Raw genomic sequence first — 21,857 nt, 5'->3', positions numbered from 1 at the left:
CCACTGCACGGGCCAGGTCGAAGGCGGCACTGATGAGGGCGGGATGAGTGAATGCCTGGCGAAAGGTGCCCGGTTGCTCGCCGGAGCGGCTGATCGCCTCGGCGTACAGGCCGAGATGGTTGGCGCCACTGAGGCGGTGAGGTCGATTGCGTCAGCCGAGCCCGCGGCCGTTCCGCTCCGTCACGGCTCCTCGCGGGTTCGTGCGACGTGGCTCTCCAGGCCGACGATCGTGGCGTCGAGCGCACAGTTGAACATCGCGTCGATCACGTTCTTCGCGGGAGCGGGGGCGTGTTCCCCGTCGGCGCCGACCGGCGCCGGCGGCAGGGTGGTCCACCGCTGCAGCGCTCCGGTGAGTTCGCTCAGCAGCAGCCCCGTGAAAACCGCGCACAGGGAGGCGGCGACGCGCGGGATCTCCGAGGCCGGCAGTTTCGCGGCGGCCAGGATGTCGATGAGCCCCTGCCAAAAGGGGTCCTCCGGCTGGACGTAGTCGGCTCGCGCGAAGGAGTACGCCATCAGTTTCGGATGGCGGTGCGACAGTTCACGGAAGTCAAGAGCCAGCCGGCGAAGACGGTCCTGCCAGGGGATGTCCTCCCGCTCCCCCGCACGGAACCGCGAGCCGACGCTCTCGGCCACGCCACGCAGCACTGCGTCCTTGTTCGGCACGTGGTGGTACAGCGACATCGGATTCGCATCCAGCGCGGTCGCGAGCTTACGCATGGTGAGCGCCTCGACCCCATCGGCGTCGATGAGCTGCAGCGCCATGGCGTGGATGCCGTCCTTGGTGAGGGGGACGGCCCTCTTCCTGGTCCCCCGGGGAGCCTTCCTCGACTTTTCCATACGTTGTATGGTACCAGTGAGCCGCCGCAGGCGGCTTCTCACATCCGGCGGCACCCTCGGCCAGGGCATCAGGTGGGGTTCGGCAGGGGGCGCCGGGTGACCTCACGGGCGTCGTCCGGGGGGACGCCGAGCATGCGAAGGACCATTTCGGCCAGGTCGGAGGCGGTCTCGTCGCCGTCGAGGTCGGGGCGGGCCAGCCTCAGCGCCACGAGGGACAGCAGGGTCCCGCCCATGGCGGACAGCGCCGTGGTCGCATCGGTGCAGGCGAAGCGGCCCGAGGCGATGCCGCGCTCCAGGTCACGCAGGGCTCTCGGGGCGAGTCCGCGTTCTGAGTGAATCTGGGCCAGACCGCGATCACGCAGGATCCGCATGAGCTCCGGGTGCGAGTCGGCCATCCGGGCCGTGAGCCGGAAGCCCGCCGCGACAAGCTCGGCCGGGTCCTCGATCCCCTCCACGCGCTCGTCGATGACCTGGCCGAACTCCTCCAGGGCGTCCGTCACGGCGGCGTCGAACAGCTCCGTCTTCGACTCGAAGTGGTTGTAGAAGGAGCCGAAACCGACGTCCGCGCGCTCGGCGATGGCCTGGATGCTGGCGCTGGTGTCCCCGGTCTCCGCGAGGATCTGCCGAGCCGCACGGACGAGTGCCTGACGAGTCTCGGCGCGGCGCCGCTCGAAGCGGTTCTTGGGCGGGGCTGACGTCGGCATGCGGCGAGTGTAACAACGCCACGATGAGCCCCGCATCACTGATGAAGCCATCAATTCTTTGGCCTCACCCTATTGACGATGAGTATCAGCAAAGTTGATGATTTTCTCATTACGGCAATGTTGCTTGGAGGGAACCATGTCCCACACCCCCGTTGACAGCGCCGCTCCCGAGACGCCCCACCAAGACCTCCACAGTGAGCAGGGCGCCCTGCGCGGCGAGCACCCCGGACGTTCCCGCAGTCCGGTGATCAAGGTGGCCGATCTGGCCTGGCTGGAGTTCGAGAAGCCCGACCTGGACCGGGCCGAGGTCTTCGCGCGTGACTTCGGCTTCGCGATCGCCGCCCGCACCGAGTCGGAGCTGTGGCTGCGCGGCACCTTCGCCGGCTCGCCGTGCATGGTGATCCGCAAGGGGCGTGCGTCCCGGTTCATCGGGCCTGCGTTCCGCGCGGCCGAACGGGCCGATCTGGACCGTCTGGCCCGCTCCACCGGCAGTAGCGTCCGGGACATCGGCGTACCGGGCGGTGGGCAGTCGGTCGCCCTGCTCGATCCCTCGGGCCTGCCGGTCCGGGTCGTGCACTGCGCCGAGCAACTGCCCGCGCTGCCCGAGCAGCAGCCGCTGATCTTCAACTTCGGTAGCGATCACCGTCGTACGAACGCCACCCAGCGTCCGCCCCGTGAACCGTCCCGCATCCAGCGGCTGGGCCATGTGGTGCTGGAGACACCGTTGTTCGCCCGCACCTTGGACTGGTACCTGGACACCCTCGGGATGATCGTGTCCGACTTCCTGTTCCTGGACGGTCAGCGCGGGCGCGGGCCGACGATGGCGTTCATCCGGTGCGACCAGGGCAGCCTGGCCGTGGATCACCACACGCTGGCCCTGCACCTGGGACCCGGAACCGGCTATGTCCATTCCGCCTACCAGGTCACCGACCTCGACGCGATCGCCGCCGGTGGGGAGTACCTGGCCGAACGCGGCTACCGGCGCAGCTGGGGCATCGGCCGGCACATCCAGGGCAGCCAGCTCTTCGACTACTGGCGCGACCCCGACCGCTTCATGCTGGAGCACTTCGCCGACGGCGACCTCTTCTCCTGCGACCTGGAGCCCGGCTGGGCGCCGATGTCGGCGAGCGGTCTCGCCCAGTGGGGCCCGCCGGTCACCCGTGACTTCCTGGGCACGAACCCGTCCCCCGCCAAGCTGCGCGAGGTCATGACGGCCCTGCGCGGCGACAACGAACTCGACCCCGCACGCCTGCTGGGCCTGATGAAAGCGATGAGCTCATGAGCACCAACGTTCTGCGCACCACCGACGGCTGGTGGGCTGTCCGGGGCGAGCGCGCCGTCCGCGTCGAGACCAAGGCGGTCACCACCGCCGAACTGCTCGCCGACCGGGACGCGGTCCGCGAGGCCGCCGCCTCCGCCGAGAGCGGCACGCCCGTCGCCGACCTGGTGGCGCTGCCTCCGGTCACCACCCCTTGCAGGGTGGTCGCCCAGATGGTCAACTACCGCAGCCACGCCAAGGATTCGGGCTTCACCGGCGACATCCCGCCCACCTTCTTCCGCAAGGCGTCCGGCTCGGTCAGCGGCCCGCACGACACGATCGTCCGGCCCCCGCACGTGAAGTTCCTCGACTACGAGGTCGAACTCGGCCTCGTCATGGGCGCGACACTGCCGGTGGGCACGGTTGTGGAGGAGCGGGACCTGCCCCGTTACGTTGCCGGGCTCGTCCTCACCAACGACGTCAGCGCCCGCGACGTCCAGCTGACCAAGACCCAGTTCTACGAGAGCAAGTCCTACCCGACCTTCACACCGACCGGTCCGTATCTGGCTCTGCTGGAGCCCGAGGACTTCGCTCATCTGCTGAACCTGCGACTGCGGCTGTCGGTCAACGGCGTGCCGCGCCAGGACCGCACGCTCGCCGACATGATCGTACGACCGGCCCAGGCGCTCACCCTGCTCGCCCGCTTCCAGACCCTCGACCCGGGCGACCTGCTGCTGACCGGCACTCCCGGCGGCACCGCCCTGAAGGCCCCGCCCAAGCCGATCGCGAAGATCAGCGCGTTGCTGCCGCCCGCGCTGAAGTGGAAGGCGTTCTTCAACGGCCAGGCCAAGAACCCCCTTTACCTGCGCGACGGTGACCTCATCACCGCCACGATCGCCACCCCCGACGGGCAGATCGACCTCGGCGAGCAGCGGACCCCCGTTACGGACACACCATGAAGGCCGCATCCCGGACACCGGTGGTGATCATCGGTGCGGGACCCGTGGGAGTCACGGCCGCGCTCCTGCTCGCCCGGTACGGAGTGCGCAGCCTGCTCCTCGAACGCCACCCCGATGTCTACCCCTTGCCACGGGCCGTCGTCGTGGACGACGAGGTCCGCCGGATCCTGCAGAGCGTCGGCGTCCATGAGGAGTTCGCCGCCCTCGCCCGCCCGGCGCCCGGCCTACGGCTGCTGGACGCCCGCCGCCGCGTGATCAGCGAGTTCCCGCGGTCCCTGCACGGACTCCACGGCTTCCCGCAGCTGAGCATGTTCAACCAGCCAGAGCTGGAACGCCTACTGCGGGGCGCCCTGGCGCGCCGCCCGGAGTGCGAGCTGTGGAGCGGGGTGGAGGTCGTGTCCGTCACCGAGTCCGACACGCCGAACACCGACGCACCCCACGATCCGACGGGTCCGATCCGGGTCACCTTCCGGCGCGACGGCAGCGATGAGGAGGAGCACCTGTGGGCCGATGCCGTCCTCGGTTGCGACGGGGCGGGCAGCCTCACCCGTGACGCCGTCGGCGCCGCGTGGGAGGACCTGCACTTCCAGGAGAGCTGGCGGGTCATCGACGTGCGCACCAGCCGCCCGGTGCGGACCTGGGAGGGCGCCGAGCAGATCTGCTGTCCCCACCGGCCGGCCACCTTCATGCGCATCAGCGAGGACCGCTACCGCTGGGAGTTCCGGCTGGCCGACGACCAGGACCTGGAGGGCCCGGACGGATGGGAGCGCCTGCGCGAGCTGGTCGCCCCCTGGGTGGACCTGCCGGCCTCACGAAGCGACGACTTCGAGGTGATCCGGCAGGCGCAGTACACCTTCCAGGCGCGTCTCGCCGACCGGTGGCGCCGGGGGCGTGTCTTCCTGCTGGGCGACGCCGCCCACCTGACCCCGCCCTTCGTCGGGCAGGGCCTGTGCGCCGGCCTGCGCGACGCCCGCAATCTCACCTGGAAACTCGCTCGCGTCCTCCGGCAGGGCGCGGACGAGGGGCTGCTTGACACCTACGAGCGTGAGCGCAAGCCACACGCCCGCCATGTGATCCGCGTCGCGGTCGCCGTTGGCTGGGCCATGACCGGCGGACAGGACCGCGTTGCTGCGGTTCGCCGGGCCGTAGTGGGCGCGGTCTGCCGACTTCCCGGCGTGACCGCGGCGGTGAGCCGTGACCTCAGCCCCGCCCTGACCGCCGGACCGCTGGTTCGGCGCCGCCCCAGGCTCACCGGCCGCGGGCTGGCCGGCACCTTCTCCCCGCAGCCCTGGATACGGCACGACGGCGGGCGAGTGCGCCTCGACGACCTCCTCGGGGACTCCTTCGCCATCCTGACCGCCGTGCCCCCCTCTGCGCAGATGACGGCCGTGGCCACGGCGCTCGGCGCACACACCGTCCGCGTCGACGACCTGGGAGACGACGGCGCCCTGGCCGCCTGGCTGGCACGCGGCCGGGCCGACGCCGTCCTGCTGCGCCCCGACCGCGTCGTGATGGACACCGTCCCGGCCGGCACCGGCGACTTCACGGACACCGCCGCCTGGGCTCCCCTGCTGCACACGGCCCGCCGTCCCGCCGATGTCCGGCACGTCCCCTGACGAGGAGCACCACACCATGAGCACCCCGCACCCCACGCCGTATCCGGAACCCTTCTTCACTCCCGACCCGGAGACGGCCGCCCGCAGCCGCATCGCGGACTTCGCCCGATGGGCGGCCCGGCACCAGGGCGCCGAAGGAATCCAGGACCCCACCGACTACGAGGCCCTGTACCGCTGGTCCATCACCGACCTGGAAGGGTTCTGGGCCGCGGTGTGGGAGTACTTCGCCGTCGATGCGACGACTCCGTACGAGCGGGTACTGGCAGAGGAGGCCATGCCCGGCGCCCGCTGGTTTCCCGGCGCCACCCTCAACTACGCCCACCACGCGCTGCGCAACCTGCAGCCGGACGCTCCCGCGATCACCGCCCTGGACGAGACCGGATCCGGCTACGAGATCACGGGCCAAGGACTGCGCGCCCAGGTCGCCTCCGTTGCGGCCACCCTGCGCGACCTGGGCGTGGGACAGGGCGACCGGGTGGTGGGCTACCTGCCCAACACGCCCCACGCCGTCATCGCCTTCCTCGCCACCGCCAGCCTGGGCGCGGTGTGGTCGGTGTGCGGCCAGGACTACGCACCCAAGGCCGCCGCCGACCGCTTCGCCCAGCTCGAACCCACGGTGCTCATCACCGCGGACGGCTACCTCTTCAACGGCACCACACACGACCGCCGCGCCGCCTCGCGCGACCTCGCCGCCGCCCTGCCGACACTCAAGGCCACGGTGCTCGTGGACCACGTGGGCCTTGCCCGGCCCGAGGGCGGGCACCCGGGGCTGACGGTGCCCTGGGAAGACGCCGCCACCCGCACCGAGCACCTCACCCTCGCCCCGGTGCCGTTCGACCACCCGCTGTGGGTCGTCTTCTCCTCCGGCACCACCGGCCTGCCCAAGGGCATCGTCCACGGGCACGGCGGCGTCCTGCTCGAACACCTCAAGACACTCGGCCTGCACACTGATCTGGGCACCGGGGACCGCCTGCTGTGGTACACCACCACCCACTGGATGATGTGGAACCTGGTCGTCTCGACCCTGCTGACCGGCGCCACCACCTGCACCTACGACGGCAGCCCCGCGCCCCTCGCGCGACCGGGCATCCTGTGGGAGCTGGCGGCCCGCCACAAGGTCACCGTCTTCGGCACCAGTCCGCAGTACCTGCTGGCCATGAGCAAGCTGGGCATCGAACCCTCCGTGCACGACCTGTCGGCCATCCGCGTCATCGGCTCCACCGGCTCCGCGCTGCCCGCTTCCGCCTATCCCTGGGTCCGCGACCACGTGGGCGCCGGCGTCCAGCTGGCCTCCACCAGCGGCGGCACGGACGTCGTCTCCGGCTTCGCCGGCAGCGCCCCGACGACCCTCGTCTGGGCGGGCGAGCTGTCCGCCCCTGGCCTGGGCGTGGCGCTAGCCGCGTACGACGCGGCGGGCACCCCGGTCCTCGACCAGGTCGGCGAGCTGGTCGTCACCCGGCCGATGCCGTCCATGCCGCTGTACTTCTGGAACGACCCCGACGGCAGCCGCTACCGTGCCGCCTACTTCGACGCCTACCCCGGTGTGTGGCGGCACGGCGACTGGATCACCCACACCTCCCACGGCTCGGTGATCGTCCACGGCCGATCCGACGCCACCCTCAACCGCAACGGCGTACGCCTGGGCAGTGCAGACATCCACGACATCGTCGAACGCCTCCCCGAGATCACCGAGGCCCTCGTCATCGGCGCGGAGGAACCCGACGGCGGCTACTGGATGCCGCTCTTCGTCGTCCTCGCCGACGGGGTCGGCCTGGACGACTCCCTGCGCGAGAAGATCCGCGACGCGATCCGCACCGGCGCCTCCCCCCGCCATGTCCCCGACGAGATCCTGGGCGTACCGGCCCTCCCGCACACGAAGACCGGGAAGAAGCTCGAGGTTCCCGTCAAGCGCCTGCTCCAGGGCGCCCCCGCCGAGCAGGTCCTGAACCCCTCGGCGGTCGACAACCCCGAACTGATCTCCTACTTCGCCCGCCTGGGCACCGAGCGGAGCAGGCGATCGACCCGGCCCACATGACGTCGACGGGCCGCAAGGCCACGTGACATCGCCGGATCCCTGTGCCGCCGGCTCCGCAGACCCCCGTCCCCACGGGGCGGTGCCGGGGCGGTCAACCCGCCCCGGCACCGCATCATCCACACAACGGAAGCAAGAGAGAAACCATGAGCACGACCGACCGCGAACCGCAGGCCCTCGACGCCCTCGACGACGTCGGGCGAAAGGTGCTGTTCACCGAGGCCCGCACCGCGAACACCTTTGCCGAGGTGGCCGTCGCCGACGACGAACTCGCCATGATCTGGGAACTCGCCCGCTGGTCACCGAGCGCCGCCAACGGCCAGCCTCTGCGCGTGCTCTTCGTGCGCACCCGCGAGGGCAAGGAGCGGCTGGTCCGGCATCTCGACGAGGGCAACAGGGCCAAGACGCTTCAAGCGCCGGCCGTGGCGATCCTGGCGTACGACGTCGACTTCCACGAGCAGATGCCGACCGTCTTCCCGGCCCGCGGCGACATGCTGCGAGCGGCGTTCGCCGGCCAGATCGAGAAGCGCGAGAGCATCGCGGCGTACAACTCGGCACTGCAGACCGGGGTCTTCCTGCTCGCGGTGCGCGCAGCGGGGCTGGCGGCCGGTCCCATGGCGGGCTTCGACAAGGCCGGCGTGGACGAGGAGTTCTTCGCCGATACCAGCTGGCGTTCGCATCTGGTGGTCAACATCGGCCACCCCGGTGACGACCCGTGGTTCCCGCGGTTGCCCCGCGTGCCCGTCGAGGACGCCGTCGCCTATGCGTGACGGCGCTGCCGCCTCCTGGTCGCGCGGGATGGGACGTCCGAGCCCCCGAGCGCGTTCGGCGTAGAGGTGAGAGGTGCCCTGCAGTGGGCGTCGGTGCTCTCCTGAGCACCGGCGCCCCCTATTTTTTCGCCCCTGCCCGAGGTGGCGGTGATGGACCTTCCGGAAGCGACCGTCCTCGTAGCGGCCGTATCCGGCATCTCCCGGTGGCGGTACGACGTCGTCTGACGGCCCGGCACCGGCGACATCATCCGGATCCGGATCCGGGCCCCCGTCCGTCATATCGGTCGGTACCAGCACTCACGCATCGGGTCGGGTCGTCGGCGCCCTCGACCCGGTGGGCCTGGGGGCCGACTGACGTCGGTTCCTCGATCAACTGCCGCAGGCGGAGCACCAGAGTGTGAACGGTGGCGCTGCCGGCCCCGCGCGCCTCGGCAAGCGGCCGCGAGGACGGAGGGACGGGCGGGAGGGGACCGAGTGGCGCGGAGCCCGTGCTCCCCCGGGCGCCGGCGCGAGTTGAGCAGTTCGTCGAGAAGGCTCGACAGCGTCGTGTGCCATGCCGGGTCTGGAGCGATCCAGGGGAGGGAACGCCTGCGGATCCGGTGGGCCTGGAACTTCGCACTCGCGCTTCCGTACATCGTATGGTTTACTCGAAGAGAAGTTTCCGTACGACGTACGGAACCTTGGGACCCTGATGTGACGGCAACCTCTCTTCGCGCTCGGCGACAGAGTGCAGAGCCGACTGAGTCCGCGAAGGGTGGCGAATGCCGTTGCATTCGCACAGCGCCCCACGAACGCACCAGTGACAGGAGCACCCGTCGCGACGGCGGATTGCTCCGAACCGAAGGAGAAGACCCTTGAGCAGCTTCACGAAGCGTGTGTGTGTCGCCCTTGCCTCCATGGCCGTGGCAGGCGGAGCCGTTGTCGGTGCCGGAGGTACCGCGGCGGCTGCGACGCCGACGTCCGGGCACGCCCCGCGGCCGACCGTCAGTGCCGAGGCCGACAACCACCGCTGGGGCGGCGGTCACGCCCACTGCTGGGATCGTGGTGGCGGCCACCGCGCGGACCACGACCACACGGGCTACGACCATGGCCACCGCTGGGACCGTGGTGACGGCCACCGCGCGGACCAGGACACCGGCTCCTCGTGGGGCGGCCATGGCGGGGACCGTGACGGCGGGGGCAACCACAACCACGACCGGCAGGGCAGTGGCCACTGACACGAACCTGCCTCTTGTCCGGCAACCGAGGTTGCCTGCATCCCTGTGATGCCCCCCGGCCGTCAGCGGTGGCTACGTCTGCTCCTGCCGACCGGCCGGACACCCTGGCGACGGCACGAGGTGCGGCTCCTGTGAGCGCTCTCGTGCCGTCCGCCACCGGTCCCGCCGCAGCCGTCCCCGCACGGATCGAGGCACCAGGAGCGAACCCATGAAGTCAATCGGAACCGTGATACGGGGTCTACCTGTACAGCTTGTCGTCTCGCAGGAGATGTCCCTGTCCATGTGCATGAGGCTGCGGTACGAGTCCAGTGATCCTTATGCCGTTCGTGTCGCGTTCACCGCGGACGATAGCGACGAGGCAGTGGAATGGATCATCGGACGCGATCTGCTGATCGACGGCCTGGAAGGCCCCGTCGGTGAGGGAGACGTTCGGATATGGCCGGCCGGCGAGCGCGACCGCGGTGCCGTGTACATCGTCCTCAAGCCGCCAGACGGTGCGGCGTTGCTCGAAGCCACGGCACAGGACATCAGGGGGTTCCTGCACGAGACGGAGGCACTCGTGCCCAGAGGATCCGAGTCCGACCACATCGACTCGGACGCGCTGCTGAGGCACCTCTTTGCCGAAGGCTCGCCGGGGCGGTAGGTGAGGATGACGGCGGCCCGGCTGCCCCTCGTCGGAGGCTGGTTCGCTCCGGGGCCCGGCGCAACTGAGTCCTGTTAGCGTGCCCACCCCGAGGCTGGCACACTGAATTTGTGCTTCCGCTGATGGCCGCCGCTGATCAGATCGCGTCCTCGTCGCTTTCTGCCGCCAGCGTTGTATCGGTCAGTGCATTGGTCTTCACCGTCGCCTCATTCTGGTGGCTCAACGCCAGACAGGGGCGCCTGGAGACGTGGGAGCCTCATTCCTTTGCCGCGATCTGCCACGGTTCCATGGTTCGCCTGCGGCTTCCGCTCGTCCTTCACAACACCGGCGCCAAGCCGATCGTCGTGCAGGATCTCATGCTGAGCTTCCCCGACGAGCCCGCCTCGCATCTGCCACTCCTGTGGACGTCCTCACCATCCCGTCTCCAACCCGGGCCGGACGAGGAACCGAAGTTGCCGGCCGGATTCGTTGTGGGGGGCAGAGAAGCGAAACAACTCTTCATCGAGTTCGAGGCGCCGTTTACCGGGCTGGTTCCGGAGGCCCGTGACTACAAGGTCCGAATCCAGGCGAGGGTCGGTCACCGAAAGGGCTGGCGCTCGCTTCTGACGTTCACCTTGAGGACTACCAACATCATCTTTCCCGACCGGTACACCGTCTACAACAACGCTCCTCTCGAATTGACGAAGGAAGACCGGAAAAAGGCAGACGCTGCGCTCCTGGATCTGTTGGAGGGGCAGGAGAAGGGTCCTTCCGCGCAGGGGGAGGTCAAGCGGCGAGACTCGCCGAGCGACGAGGGCAAGACCGATCCGGACCCGTAGGTCGGGAGGATGTTCCTGTCACCGAACGGCGGGAGCGACGCCTGACCAGCGCATTTCGTCGGTTCTCCGCGGCTTGCGACGGCATGGGACGGCCTGGCGGCGCCTGCTGCGCCGACCGGCCGTGCGATCGGCCGGACCGTTGAGCAAGCCAGAGACATTCCGGGCAGGACCAGACCCTCAGCGGCCGCCCCGAAGTCCCCTGATCCCGGCCCATGATGGCGCCCTCCCGCGTCCAGGGCGCGGATCTTGTCCTCCGGACCACTGCGCGCGGGGAGCACCACGATCGGCGCCCGGCTCCATCCCCCTGAGCGCCTTGATGCCATCGACGCCGTCCATGCCGGGCAGACCCGGATCGAGCACCCCGGTCATCGGCGTGGTGCCTTCCTCTCGTGACGGATGCGGCCGAACGGGAGCCGGCGGGCCCTGGACCTCCCTCGGCCCGCCGGCTCCCGTCCGTCTGCCTCACGGCTCAGCCCTTGGTCAGTTCCTTGAGTGCCAGGTTGAGCATGAGCACGTTGACGTGCGGCTCGCCGAGGAAGCCGGCCGTCCGGCCCTCGGTGTGGTCCTCGACCAGCTTCTCGACCTGCTCGTCGTCAAGGCCGTTGGCCTTGGCCACACGCTTGACCTGGATCTGCGCGTACTCCGGGGAGATGTGCGGGTCGATCGCGGAGGAGGAGCCGGTGACCGCGTCCTTGGGGACCTCGGACTCGGGCACCCCGTTGAAGGCGGCGACTGCCCTCTTGGTGTCCGCGACCGTCTTCGTCAGGGTCGGATCACTGGCGCCGAGCTGGCTGGAGCCGGTGGCCAGCGGGTCGTAGCCGCTGTTGGAGGGACGCGGCTGGAACCACTTGGGGTCCGGCCGGGCGACCTCGTTCTCGTCGTCCGGGTTCTTCTTCGGCAGGTTCCAGTTCTGCCCGATGAGCTCGGAGCCGACCCCCTTGCCGTCGACCTTGACGATCGAGCCGTTGGCCTTGTCGGGGAAGACGGCCTGCGCGACGCCCGTGACCACGAGCGGGTACACGATTCCGGTGACGACGGTGAGGACGAGCAGCATGCGCAGCCCTGCCCACACCAGGCGGGCGGTGTTGGATACGGAGTTGTTCATGGTGGGCGTCACCCGATGCCAGGGATGAGGGAGATGAGCAGGTCGATGATCTTGATGCCGATGAACGGGGCGACCAGGCCGCCGAGTCCGTAGATCCCGAGGTTGCGGCGGAGCATCCTGTCGGCGCTGGTCGGCCGGTAGCGCACGCCCTTGAGGGCGAGCGGCACGAGGGCGACGATGATCAGCGCGTTGAAGACGACCGCGGAGAGGATCGCGGACTCGGGCGAGGCGAGCTGCATGATGTTGAGCTTGTCCAGGCCCGGGTAGGCGACCGCGAACATCGCGGGGATGATCGCGAAGTACTTCGCCACGTCGTTGGCGATCGAGAAGGTCGTCAGCGCGCCCCGGGTGATGAGGAGTTGCTTGCCGATCTCGACGATCTCGATGAGCTTGGTCGGGTTGGAGTCGAGGTCCACCATGTTCCCGGCCTCCTTGGCGGCCGAGGTACCGGTGTTCATCGCGACACCGACGTCCGCCTGGGCGAGGGCCGGGGCGTCGTTGGTGCCGTCGCCCGTCATCGCGACGAGCTTGCCGCCGGCCTGCTCGCGCTTGATGAGCGCCATCTTGTCCTCGGGAGTGGCCTCCGCGAGGAAGTCGTCGACGCCCGCCTCCTCGGCGATCGCCTTGGCGGTCAGCGGGTTGTCACCCGTGATCATGACGGTCTTGATGCCCATGCGGCGCAGCTCTTCGAACCGCTCCCGCATGCCGTCCTTGACGACGTCCTTGAGGTGGATGACACCCAGCACACGGGCGCCCTTGCCGTCCTCGACGGCGACGAGCAGCGGCGTACCGCCCGCCTCCGAGATCTTGTTGGCGAGCGTGTCCGCATCGTCCGCGACCTCGCCGCCCTGCTCCTTGACCCAGGTGATGACCGAACCGGCCGCGCCCTTGCGGACCTTCCTGCCGTCGACGTCCACACCCGACATCCGGGTCTGGGCGGTGAACGGAACCCAGGTGGCCTGGGCCAGCTCGCCCTGGTGACGCTCGCGCAGCCCGTACCTCTCCTTGGCGAGGACGACGATCGAGCGGCCCTCCGGGGTCTCGTCGGCCAGCGACGAGAGCTGCGCGGCGTCCGCTACCTCCGCCTGAGTGGTGCCGCTGACCGGGACGAACGCGGCGGCCTGGCGGTTGCCGAGGGTGATGGTGCCGGTCTTGTCGAGCAGGAGCGTGGACACGTCACCGGCGGCCTCGACCGCGCGGCCCGACATCGCGAGCACGTTGCGCTGCACCAGGCGGTCCATGCCGGCGATACCGATCGCGGACAGCAGTGCGCCGATGGTGGTCGGGATCAGGCAGACCAGCAGCGCGGTCAGCACGATCATCGAGGTCTGCTCGTCCGCCCCCGCGTAGATCGCGAACGGCTTCAGCGTCACGACCGCGAGCAGGAAGACGATCGTCAGCGAGGCAAGCAGGATGTTCAGCGCGATCTCGTTGGGCGTCTTCTGGCGCGCGGCACCCTCGACCAGGTTGATCATCCGGTCGATGAAGGTCTCCCCCGGCTTCGTCGTGATCTTGATGACGATCCGGTCGGACAGCACCTTGGTACCGCCGGTGACGGCCGAGCGGTCGCCGCCGGACTCGCGGATGACCGGGGCGGACTCACCGGTGATGGCGGACTCGTCCACCGAGGCGACGCCCTCGACGACGTCACCGTCGCCGGGGATGATGTCGCCGGCCTCGCAGACAACGAGGTCGCCGATGCGCAGCTCGGTACCGGGCACCCGCTCCTCGGTCCTGCCGTCCTTGGCCAGCCGGCGGGCGACGGTGTCGGTCTTGGCCTTGCGCAGGGTGTCGGCCTGCGCCTTGCCGCGGCCCTCGGCCACGGCCTCGGCCAGGTTGGCGAAGATCGTGGTGAGCCACAGCCAGACGGCGATCGCCCAGCCGAACCAGTCCGTCGGGTTCTTGATCGCCAGCACGGTGGTGACCACCGAGCCGACCAGCACCACGAACATCACGGGTGACTTGATCATCACCCGGGGGTCGAGCTTGCGGATCGCGTCCGGGAAGGACTTGACCAGCTGCCTGGGGTCGAACAGGCCCGCGCCGACCCGGCCGCTGCCGTCGGGCTTGTGCCCGGTGGGCGCGTCCTGATGGGGAGCGAGTGTGGGAGTGGATGTCTGGGACACGGGGTCCTCGTGCTTCTTGACGTTCGTGGTCATGACGCCAGCCCTTCGGCGAGCGGACCCAGTGCCAGGGCCGGGAAGAAGGTCAGACCGGTGATGATCAGGATCGCGCCGACGAGAAGACCGGTGAACAGCGGCTTCTCGGTGCGCAGGGTGCCGGCGGTGGCGGGAATCGGCTTCTGCTCGGCGAGCGAGCCCGCGAGCGCCAGCACGAACACCATCGGAAGGAACCGGCCCAGCAGCATGCACAGGCCCAGCGCGGTGTTGTGGAACGGCGTGTTGGCGGCGAAGCCGGCGAACGCGGAGCCGTTGTTGTTCGACGCGGAGGTGTAGGCGTACAGGACCTCGGAGAAGCCGTGCGCGCCGACGTTGGTCATCGACGACTCACCGTTTCCGGTCGCCATCGCGACCGCGGTGCCGATCAGCACGAGCGCCGGGGTGACCAGGATGTAGAGCGCCGCCAGCTTGATCTCGCGGGTGCCGATCTTCTTGCCCAGGTACTCCGGCGTACGGCCGACCATCAGGCCCGCGATGAACACCGCGATGATCGCCATGATCAGCATGCCGTAGAGGCCGGAGCCCACACCGCCGGGTGCGATCTCGCCCAGCATCATGCCCAGCAGCAGCACACCACCGGAGAGCCCGCTGAAGGAGTCGTGGAAGGAGTTGACCGAACCGGTGGATGTCATGGTCGTGGAGACCGCGAACAGCGAGGACGCTCCCTCACCGAAGCGCTGCTCCTTGCCCTCCATCGCGCCGCCCGCGATCTGCGAGGCGGTGCCCGGGTGGGCGTACTCGATCCAGGTGACCAGGACCACGCCGGCGAACCAGATCAGGCCCATCGCGGCGACGATCGCGTAGCCCTGCTTGACGCTGCCGACCATCTTGCCGAAGGTCCGCGGCAGCGAGAACGGGATCACCAGCAGCAGGAAGATCGTCAGCAGGTTCGAGAAGCCGTTGGGGTTCTCGAACGGGTGGGCGGAGTTGGCGTTGAAGTAGCCGCCTCCGTTGGTGCCCAGGTCCTTGATCGCCTCCTGGGAGGCGACCGCACCAGGGCTGATCGACAGGGTCTCCCCGGTGACCGTGGTGAGCTGGTGGATCTCGCCGAAGTTCTGGATGGCGCCGGCCGCGATCAGCAGGACCGCGGCGATCACCGAGATCGGTATCAGGATGCGCACAAGGCCGCGGACGAGGTCGGCCCAGAAGTTGCCCAGCTCACCGGTGCGGGAGCGGGCGAAGCCGCGCACGAGCGCCACCGCGACGGCGATGCCGACTGCGGCGGAGACGAAGTTCTGGACGGCCAGTCCGGCGGTCTGGGTGACGTGGCTCATCGCCGCTTCACCCGAGTACGACTGCCAGTTGGTGTTGGAGACGAAGGACGTGGCGGTGTTGAACGCCTGGTCCGCGGTGATCGGCGCGAAGCCGAGCGACAGCGGCAGCTTGTCCTGGACGCGCTGGAGCACGTACAGGAAGAGCACACCCACCGCGGAGAAGGCCAGGACCGCGCGCAGATAGGCGGGCCAGCGCATCTCCGCGTTCGGGTTGGCGCCGACCGCGCGGTAGATCCACTTCTCCACCCGCAGGTGCTTCTCGGAGGAGTAGACGCGGGCCATGTAGTCGCCGAGCGGGCGGTGCACCAGAGCGAGCGCCACGATCAGCGCCGTTACCTGGAGCACGTCAGCAAGAACGGGGCTCATCGACTCAGAACCTCTCCGGCTTGACGAGGGCGAGGACGAGATAGCCCAGCAGGGCGGCGGCCACGATCAGGCCGACGATGTTCTCGGCAGTCACAGCTTCGCCACCCCCTTGGCGATGAGAGCCACCAGCGCGAAGACCGCGATCGTGGTGACGACGAAGGCCACATCGGCCATCGTGAGCTCCTGGGTGAGGTACGGATTGTCGGACGGTTAGAGGTAACCGGCTTTCAGCCACGACGCGGCTTCCGTTAACGGCCCTCTTACGGTCTCCCGGGCGTTCTTTACGCAACTCGTACGGCCCTCTGCACCAAGCGGCGGGACCCTCCCCGGCTCGTTCCGCGCCTGCCCTTTTGGACGCCGTCAGCCCTCGCGGACCGGGCCGCACTCCGCACCGCGTATCACGGCGCTGCGGGCAGGTGCACGGCGAGAATCCCGGGGAACGGCAGCGAGAAGACCATGGTCAGGCCCCTTCCGGGGGGTGTCCTCCGGGGGTGACCCCTCCATGACCTCGGTCAGCCCACGGGCCGGCGCGAGGGCGAGGCCGATACCAGTGGTGTCGTCGGTGTCTCCGTCCCGCTGGAACGGCTCGAAGGCCCGCCGGCGGTCCTCCGGGGGCAGGTCCGGGCCCCGGCTGGCGATCCCCAGCCCGACCTGGCCGGCCAGCGCGCTCGCGGTGATCAGCACCGGATGCTCCGGGGGCGCGTACCGCGCGGCGTTGCTCACCAGCTCCGCGATCACCCGCTCCAGCGGCGGTGGATCGGCGAGCAGGGGCGGGCTCTCGTCCAGCTCCTGGCCCACGGGCGGCGCGACCTCCGCGGCAGCGTGTCCAGGACCGCGGGCAGGACCTCCTCCGCGGGCGACCGACAGCCGCGTGCGAGTTGCCCGCCTCCGCCGCGCCGCCCGGATCACGGCGGCCGGCAACTCCTCCACGTCCCGCCGGCGCCTTGCGTTGCGGCTGCCGGGAACGTTCGCACGGGCGAGTTCGCCGACCAGAACACCTCGGGACGTCGCCGGAGCACGGCGTCCACGTCGGGCTCCGGCTACGTTCGGCCGCGGTACGCGATCGTGGCCCGCTCAGCGATACGCCCGGCGGTTCGTCGAGCCTCAGAACTTCTCCGGGTTGATCAGGGCGGCCACGAGATAGCCGAGCAGACAGACGGCGACGATGAGCCCCACCACGTTCTCCACACTCATCAACGATCAACTCCTCTTGGCGGCCGGCCCCTTGGCCTGGCCCTCGTCGCACAGGGAAAGGCCGCAAGGGCATCGCGGACAGCCGCCTTGACGACCATTTGGCGCCGATCGGAAGGATGCTGACGCTGCTTTGACGGGTCCGCTGTCGGCGGGTTGGGGGCTTGCCGGGGTGGTGGGCCGTCCGGAGCCCCTCACGTGTGATCAGAGGGCGGGATGCGGAGCGTCCGAGTCGTTCACGGCGTGCCCCGACGCTCTTCTGACGTGCTTTCGGATTTCCTTGTCGCCCTCCTGACGACGAGGGACGAGCGATGTCGCAGATCCGTCAGAAGGCCGTCAATTCCTCGGCCGACGGCGGTGGGGCGCCGGGAGCGGGGCTAGATTTCCTTCGGCCGCTCAGGGCTGTGGACGTCAGTGGCATGACCGTCCCCGGGCCGCGAGGTCACACGCGGCACGCCTGTCGTGCTGCCGTGGCCTCGCGCAAGCACTGCTGCCGGGCCCACACGCCTTGCCGGTGCCGGGAGCTCTCGGCACCGGCAAGGCTCGGCGGTCGCCATGTCGGCACTCCCCGCCCCCGCCGCGCGGGAGGCCGGGCCCACCAGAAGGTCTCCGCGATGCATCCCGCCGCCCCCCAGCAGGCGCCCACGACCCCCTCCGTTCCTCCCCGGTCCGCCGTACCCCGGCCATCGCGCCGACGCTCGGCGCAGGGCGGCCTGCTCGATCCCGTGCAGTTGGTGAAGTGCCTCCCGGATGCCCTGCGCAAGCTGCATCCGCGGGCCCTGGTCAGAAACCCGGTGCTGTTCGTCGTGGCTGCCGGCTCGGTCCTCACCACGCTCTCAGCGCTGCTCAATCCGTCCGTCTTCACCTGGGTGGTCAGCGTCTGGCTGTGGCTGACCGTGATCTTCGCGAATCTGGCGGAGGCGGTCGCGGAGGGCCGCGGCAAGACGCAGGCCGAGTCGCTGCGCCGGGCACGCACGGACACGGTCGCGCTCCGGCTGCGCCACTGGCGGTACGGTACCGACCTCGACCGAGCCGCGACGGAGGCCGTCGCCGCGACCGATCTGCAGCTCTTCGACTTCGTCCTGGTCGAGGCGGGTGAGCTGATCCCCGCGGACGGCGACGTCGTCGACGGCATCGCGGCCGTCGACGAATCCGCCGTCACCGGGGAGTCGGCACCGGTGATCAGGGAGTCGGGCGGAGACAGGTCGGGAGTGACGGGCGGTACGACCGTGCTGTCCGACCGGATCGTCGTACGCGTCACCTCCCGGCCCGGTCACTCCTTCCTGGACCGAATGATCGCGCTCGTCGAGGGCGCGTCCCGGCAGAAGACCCCGAACGAGATCGCGCTCAACATCCTGCTCGCGGCCCTTACCGTCGTCTTCGTGCTGGTCGTCGTCACGCTCCAGCCGATGGCGGGCCACGCGGGCGCCGCGCAGTCCACGACCGTACTGGTCGCACTGCTCGTGACGCTGATCCCCACGACGATCGGCGCGCTGCTGTCGGCGATCGGCATCGCGGGCATGGACCGGCTCGTCCAGCGCAACGTCCTCGCCATGTCAGGACGGGCCGTCGAAGCGGCGGGGGACATCGACACCCTCCTGCTCGACAAGACCGGCACGATCACGTTGGGCAACCGCGAGGCGGCGGGCTTCATCCCGATGCCCGGTGCCGACCAGCTCGTCCTGGCGGACGCCGCACAGCTGTCCTCGCTCGCCGACGAGACTCCGGAGGGCCGCTCGGTGGTGGTCCTGGCGAAGGAGAAGTACGGGCTGCGCGCCCCGGCCGAAGGGGAGCTGGCGAACGCCCGGTTCGTCGAGTTCAGTGCACAGACCCGGATGAGCGGCATCGATCTGCGCTGGAGCAACGGGGCTGCCTGCCACATCCGCAAGGGCGCGGCCGCGCAGGTGATCGGCTGGGTGGAGATGTACGGCGGGGCGGTGCCGGACGAGGCCCGCACCTGGTCCGACGCGATCTCCGCGAGCGGTGGTACGCCGCTGCTCGTAGCCGTGCACGACGGGGACGGGCCGCGGGTGCTCGGAATCATCCACCTCAAGGACGTCGTCAAGGACGGCATCCGCGAACGCTTCGCCCAGTTGCGGCGGATGGGCATCCGTACGGTGATGATCACCGGCGACAACCCGCTGACCGCCAAGGCGATCGCCACCGAGGCCGGCGTCGACGACTTCCTCGCGGAGGCCACTCCCGAGGACAAGATGGCGCTCATCAAGCGCGAGCAGGCCGGCGGCAAGCTCGTCGCGATGACCGGCGACGGCACCAACGACGCCCCGGCGCTTGCGCAGGCGGACGTCGGCGTCGCGATGAACACCGGTACCTCGGCCGCCAAGGAGGCCGGGAACATGGTGGACCTCGACTCCAACCCGACCAAGCTCATCGAGATCGTCGAGATCGGCAAGCAACTCCTCATCACCCGCGGAGCGCTGACGACCTTCTCCATCACCAACGACGTCGCGAAGTACTTCGCGATCATCCCCGCGATGTTCGCGGGGACGTACCCGGGCCTGGAGGCACTCAACATCATGGGCCTGCACAGTCCGACCTCGGCGATCACCTCCGCGATCATCTTCAACGCAGTGATCATCGTGGCGCTCATCCCGCTGGCCCTGCGCGGCGTGCGCTACACCCCGGCCTCGGCCCACGATCTGCTGCGCCGCAACCTGGCCGTGTACGGGCTCGGCGGCCTGGTCCTTCCCTTCGTCGGCATCAAGCTGATCGACCTGCTGATCTCGACGGTTCCAGGACTGGGCGGTTGAGCCGTCCGCTCGTCAGGGGACCGTCAGGGAAAGGCCGCTGAGCTTGTCCAGGCGATCGGGTGCGGGTTCGATGGGAGCTGTGAACAGCGAGTGGCTCCTTCTCGACCGGCCGCCGAATCCGGCGCTCCGTCGTGTGCCCCGCTGCCCGGGAACACCCGCCTGAACGACCTCCTCACACCGAGACGTTCGCGCTGACGCGTGTTCCGTTGCCTTCGGGGCGCCGTGACCTGGTCCGGCGCCCCTTCTTGATACCCGCATCTCTCATGGATGGATCATGTCTGACTTCCCCCTTTCCTCCTGCACTGTGCTCGTGACGGGAGCCACCTCAGGCATCGGCTACGAGACCGCCAAGCAGCTCGCCGCGCGCGGCGCCACCGTGCTCGTCCACGGCCGCACCGCCGAGGACGCCCAGGCCGCCACCGACGCACTCGTCGCCACGGCCGGCATCCCCGCCGAGCGCGTGTGCGCGTTCGCCGCCGACTTCGCCCGGCTGGAAGAGGTCGAGGCGATGGCCGCGCGCGTCGTCGCCGAACATCCGCGCCTGGACGTCCTCGTGAACAACGCCGCCATCGCCGCGCCCGAGCGCCACACCGTCACCGCCGACGGCAACGAACTGGCCTTCCAGGTCAACTTCCTCGCCCACTACCTGCTCACGAGCCTCCTCGAGCGGGCGCTGACCATGGGGTACCCCCAGCGCGAAGCGCGAGGGGAGGACCCGGGCGGCCGTGTCATCAACGTGTCCTCCTCACTGCACCGCAGTGGCTCGATCCAGTGGAGCGACCCCAACCGCGCCCGCCGCTACTCCCGGCTGGCCGCCTACGCCCAGTCGCAACTGGCGCTGACCGTCTTCGCCGCCGACCCGCGCGTCACCGCCGTCTCCGTCCACCCCGGCATCTGCGACACCGCGCTCCTCCCGCTCTACGCCCACGAAGGCGCCACCCCGGCCGCGGGGGCGGCCCACATCGTGCGGCTGTGCGACCCGTTCGTCGAGCTCGTCAACGGCGCCTACTACGACCGCGACCAGCGCGTCGACCCGGCACCCGGCGCCACCGAGGAGCGCACCGTCAAGCGCCTCAACAAGCTCGCCGACGTCCTCGTCGGCCACTCCGCCTGAAGGGAATCTGCACCTCCATGTCGAAGCGCGCACGCAAGAAGAAGGCCCGCCGCAAGAAGAAGGCGAACCACGGCCGCAAGGCCGGCCAGCGCTGAACCCCCGCGGGGGCGGCCCTCCACCAGGCCCGCCCCCGCACCGACCCAGCCCCGATCCGATCCGGAGGGAGACCGTGATCCCGCTTCCGAACCACCAGCTGCCGTCCCTTTCGAGGTGGTTCCCGGCCGGAGCAGCCGGCCCGGCCGTCATTCCCGAACACGTCCTGGCCACCGGCACCGGCGCCTGGTGGGCCGACCGGGCCAGCAGCCCGCGCGCCGTCGCCGTCAGCTGCGCCGACCATGCGCTGCTGCGCGGCGACCCGCGGGCCCTCACGCCCGAGTGCCTCGCCCCGCTTTCCGGGCACTACATCGAAACCCCTGGCCGCTTTCTGCCGGTCCTCGGGGCCGCCTTCGACCGGGTCCTGCCGTGGGAACGCATGCTGTACGTACATCGCGAGCCCGCCACCGCCGCGCGCCTGCCGCGGGGAGTGCGCGTGCGGCGCCTGGCTCCCGAGGACGCCCCGGCACTCGCCTCGCTGCCCTCGGACACCGCGTGGATCCACGGGACGTGGGACGGACCGCTCGGCCTCGCCTCCTCCGGTCTCGGCTGGGCCGCCTTCCACCGACAGGACATCCTCGCCGTGGCCTGCACCTTCTTCCTCGGCAGCGCCTTCGAGGACATCGCCTGCGTCACCGCCCCGGGGCACCGCCGTCGGCATCTCGCCCTCGCCTGCGTCACCGCCCTCTGCGCGGACATCGCCGAGCGCGGCCACCGCGCCAGCTGGACCTGCTCGCGCGACAACCGCCCGAGCAGGCTGCTGGCCTGGACCGCGGGCTTCCGACTGGAGCGCGAATACGTCCACTACGCCGCAGGGCGGCCCAGTGCACAGGACACGCGACGGACCGCTGCCTGATCCTTCGATCGCCCGGCCGAGGCGCAGACTGGAGGTGGGATTCACACCTCCGC

The 21,857-nt window shown here is 69.8% G+C and carries 19 protein-coding genes; 11 read left to right on the top strand and 8 right to left on the bottom strand.

What is annotated here, in order from left to right:
- Positions 1–180: 180 nt before the first annotated feature.
- Positions 181–837, bottom strand: coding sequence for a TetR/AcrR family transcriptional regulator (locus tag QRN89_RS34515; protein WP_290353340.1), 657 nt, complete (start codon positions 835–837; stop codon positions 181–183).
- Between the two features lie 68 nt (positions 838–905).
- Positions 906–1,541 carry a TetR/AcrR family transcriptional regulator gene (locus QRN89_RS34510; protein WP_290353339.1) on the bottom strand — a complete coding sequence of 212 codons (636 nt, stop codon included), beginning with the start codon at positions 1,539–1,541 and terminating at the stop codon, positions 906–908.
- 136 nt (positions 1,542–1,677) lie between these two features.
- Between QRN89_RS34510 and QRN89_RS34505 the strand changes: the two genes are divergently transcribed.
- The 8 genes from QRN89_RS34505 (at position 1,678) to QRN89_RS34470 (ending at position 10,854) form a co-directional block, all read left to right on the top strand.
- Positions 1,678–2,823: a VOC family protein gene (locus QRN89_RS34505; RefSeq protein WP_290353338.1), complete on the top strand. Its 1,146-nt coding sequence runs from the start codon at positions 1,678–1,680 to the stop codon at positions 2,821–2,823.
- Positions 2,820–3,758, top strand: a complete 939-nt coding sequence (locus QRN89_RS34500) for a fumarylacetoacetate hydrolase family protein (RefSeq protein WP_290353337.1) — start codon at positions 2,820–2,822, stop codon at positions 3,756–3,758. The genes QRN89_RS34505 and QRN89_RS34500 overlap by 4 nt, the downstream gene beginning before the upstream one ends.
- A complete protein-coding gene (mhpA, locus tag QRN89_RS34495) occupies positions 3,755–5,374 on the top strand; it encodes a bifunctional 3-(3-hydroxy-phenyl)propionate/3-hydroxycinnamic acid hydroxylase MhpA (protein WP_290353336.1) in 1,620 nt (539 codons plus the stop codon). Before QRN89_RS34500 ends, mhpA begins: the two co-directional genes overlap by 4 nt.
- Positions 5,375–5,390: 16 nt before the next feature.
- A complete protein-coding gene (locus tag QRN89_RS34490; protein WP_290353335.1) occupies positions 5,391–7,409 on the top strand; it encodes an acetoacetate--CoA ligase in 2,019 nt (672 codons plus the stop codon).
- 143 nt (positions 7,410–7,552) lie between these two features.
- A complete protein-coding gene (locus tag QRN89_RS34485) occupies positions 7,553–8,176 on the top strand; it encodes a malonic semialdehyde reductase (protein ID WP_290353334.1) in 624 nt (207 codons plus the stop codon).
- 854 nt (positions 8,177–9,030) lie between these two features.
- The gene (locus QRN89_RS34480; RefSeq protein ID WP_290353333.1) at positions 9,031–9,393 is read left to right on the top strand and encodes a hypothetical protein; all 363 of its coding nucleotides are present in this window, start codon (positions 9,031–9,033) and stop codon (positions 9,391–9,393) included.
- A 208-nt stretch (positions 9,394–9,601) separates the two neighbouring features.
- Positions 9,602–10,036 (top strand): SsgA family sporulation/cell division regulator, encoded by a 435-nt coding sequence (locus tag QRN89_RS34475; RefSeq protein ID WP_290353332.1) that lies wholly within the window; start codon positions 9,602–9,604, stop codon positions 10,034–10,036.
- A 110-nt stretch (positions 10,037–10,146) separates the two neighbouring features.
- Positions 10,147–10,854 (top strand): hypothetical protein, encoded by a 708-nt coding sequence (locus QRN89_RS34470; RefSeq protein ID WP_290353331.1) that lies wholly within the window; start codon positions 10,147–10,149, stop codon positions 10,852–10,854.
- A 469-nt stretch (positions 10,855–11,323) separates the two neighbouring features.
- On the opposite strand, the gene kdpC is transcribed toward QRN89_RS34470, so the two are convergent.
- From kdpC to kdpF (QRN89_RS34435), 6 genes are all read right to left on the bottom strand, one after another.
- A complete protein-coding gene (gene kdpC / locus QRN89_RS34465; RefSeq protein WP_290353330.1) occupies positions 11,324–11,959 on the bottom strand; it encodes a potassium-transporting ATPase subunit KdpC in 636 nt (211 codons plus the stop codon).
- Between the two features lie 8 nt (positions 11,960–11,967).
- The gene (kdpB, locus tag QRN89_RS34460) at positions 11,968–14,118 is read right to left on the bottom strand and encodes a potassium-transporting ATPase subunit KdpB (RefSeq protein WP_290353329.1); all 2,151 of its coding nucleotides are present in this window, start codon (positions 14,116–14,118) and stop codon (positions 11,968–11,970) included.
- Positions 14,115–15,779: a potassium-transporting ATPase subunit KdpA gene (kdpA, locus tag QRN89_RS34455; RefSeq protein WP_290353328.1), complete on the bottom strand. Its 1,665-nt coding sequence runs from the start codon at positions 15,777–15,779 to the stop codon at positions 14,115–14,117. The genes kdpB (QRN89_RS34460) and kdpA overlap by 4 nt, the downstream gene beginning before the upstream one ends.
- A gap of 4 nt (positions 15,780–15,783) precedes the next feature.
- A complete protein-coding gene (gene kdpF, locus QRN89_RS34450) occupies positions 15,784–15,873 on the bottom strand; it encodes a K(+)-transporting ATPase subunit F (protein ID WP_290353327.1) in 90 nt (29 codons plus the stop codon).
- A 266-nt stretch (positions 15,874–16,139) separates the two neighbouring features.
- A complete protein-coding gene (locus tag QRN89_RS34445; protein WP_356948680.1) occupies positions 16,140–16,577 on the bottom strand; it encodes a sensor histidine kinase in 438 nt (145 codons plus the stop codon).
- Between the two features lie 306 nt (positions 16,578–16,883).
- Positions 16,884–16,973 carry a K(+)-transporting ATPase subunit F gene (gene kdpF, locus QRN89_RS34435; RefSeq protein ID WP_242332431.1) on the bottom strand — a complete coding sequence of 30 codons (90 nt, stop codon included), beginning with the start codon at positions 16,971–16,973 and terminating at the stop codon, positions 16,884–16,886.
- Between the two features lie 611 nt (positions 16,974–17,584).
- On the opposite strand from kdpF (QRN89_RS34435), the gene kdpB (QRN89_RS34430) reads away from it, so the two are divergent.
- The 3 genes from kdpB (QRN89_RS34430) to QRN89_RS34420 all read left to right on the top strand — a co-directional run bounded on the left by kdpB (QRN89_RS34430) (position 17,585) and on the right by QRN89_RS34420 (position 21,804).
- The gene (gene kdpB, locus QRN89_RS34430; RefSeq protein ID WP_290353326.1) at positions 17,585–19,741 is read left to right on the top strand and encodes a potassium-transporting ATPase subunit KdpB; all 2,157 of its coding nucleotides are present in this window, start codon (positions 17,585–17,587) and stop codon (positions 19,739–19,741) included.
- A 274-nt stretch (positions 19,742–20,015) separates the two neighbouring features.
- Positions 20,016–20,855 carry an SDR family NAD(P)-dependent oxidoreductase gene (locus tag QRN89_RS34425; protein WP_290353325.1) on the top strand — a complete coding sequence of 280 codons (840 nt, stop codon included), beginning with the start codon at positions 20,016–20,018 and terminating at the stop codon, positions 20,853–20,855.
- Positions 20,856–21,024: 169 nt separating this feature from the next.
- On the top strand, positions 21,025–21,804 hold the full coding sequence (locus tag QRN89_RS34420; RefSeq protein WP_290353324.1) for a GNAT family N-acetyltransferase: 780 nt from the start codon (positions 21,025–21,027) through the stop codon (positions 21,802–21,804).
- Positions 21,805–21,857: the final 53 nt, after the last annotated feature.

Source organism: Streptomyces sp. HUAS CB01, assembly GCF_030406905.1.
GTDB classification, from domain to species: Bacteria; Actinomycetota; Actinomycetes; order Streptomycetales; family Streptomycetaceae; genus Streptomyces; species Streptomyces chengbuensis.
This window is presented reverse-complemented; position numbering and strand designations above follow the sequence as displayed.

What these genes read in the sequence shown, in the direction of transcription:
- QRN89_RS34505 (WP_290353338.1), top strand. Translation starts at nt 1,678, where the DNA reads ATGTCCCACACCCCCGTTGACAGCGCCGCTCCCGAGACGCCCCACCAA.
- kdpB (WP_290353326.1), top strand. Translation starts at nt 17,585, where the DNA reads ATGCATCCCGCCGCCCCCCAGCAGGCGCCCACGACCCCCTCCGTTCCT.
- QRN89_RS34475 (WP_290353332.1), top strand. Translation starts at nt 9,602, where the DNA reads ATGAAGTCAATCGGAACCGTGATACGGGGTCTACCTGTACAGCTTGTC.
- QRN89_RS34490 (WP_290353335.1), top strand. Translation starts at nt 5,391, where the DNA reads ATGAGCACCCCGCACCCCACGCCGTATCCGGAACCCTTCTTCACTCCC.
- QRN89_RS34515 (WP_290353340.1), bottom strand. Translation starts at nt 837, where the DNA reads ATGGAAAAGTCGAGGAAGGCTCCCCGGGGGACCAGGAAGAGGGCCGTC.
- kdpC (WP_290353330.1), bottom strand. Translation starts at nt 11,959, where the DNA reads ATGAACAACTCCGTATCCAACACCGCCCGCCTGGTGTGGGCAGGGCTG.
- kdpF (WP_242332431.1), bottom strand. Translation starts at nt 16,973, where the DNA reads ATGAGTGTGGAGAACGTGGTGGGGCTCATCGTCGCCGTCTGTCTGCTC.
- kdpB (WP_290353329.1), bottom strand. Translation starts at nt 14,118, where the DNA reads ATGACCACGAACGTCAAGAAGCACGAGGACCCCGTGTCCCAGACATCC.
- QRN89_RS34510 (WP_290353339.1), bottom strand. Translation starts at nt 1,541, where the DNA reads ATGCCGACGTCAGCCCCGCCCAAGAACCGCTTCGAGCGGCGCCGCGCC.
- mhpA (WP_290353336.1), top strand. Translation starts at nt 3,755, where the DNA reads ATGAAGGCCGCATCCCGGACACCGGTGGTGATCATCGGTGCGGGACCC.
- QRN89_RS34500 (WP_290353337.1), top strand. Translation starts at nt 2,820, where the DNA reads ATGAGCACCAACGTTCTGCGCACCACCGACGGCTGGTGGGCTGTCCGG.
- QRN89_RS34485 (WP_290353334.1), top strand. Translation starts at nt 7,553, where the DNA reads ATGAGCACGACCGACCGCGAACCGCAGGCCCTCGACGCCCTCGACGAC.
- QRN89_RS34425 (WP_290353325.1), top strand. Translation starts at nt 20,016, where the DNA reads ATGTCTGACTTCCCCCTTTCCTCCTGCACTGTGCTCGTGACGGGAGCC.
- kdpA (WP_290353328.1), bottom strand. Translation starts at nt 15,779, where the DNA reads ATGAGCCCCGTTCTTGCTGACGTGCTCCAGGTAACGGCGCTGATCGTG.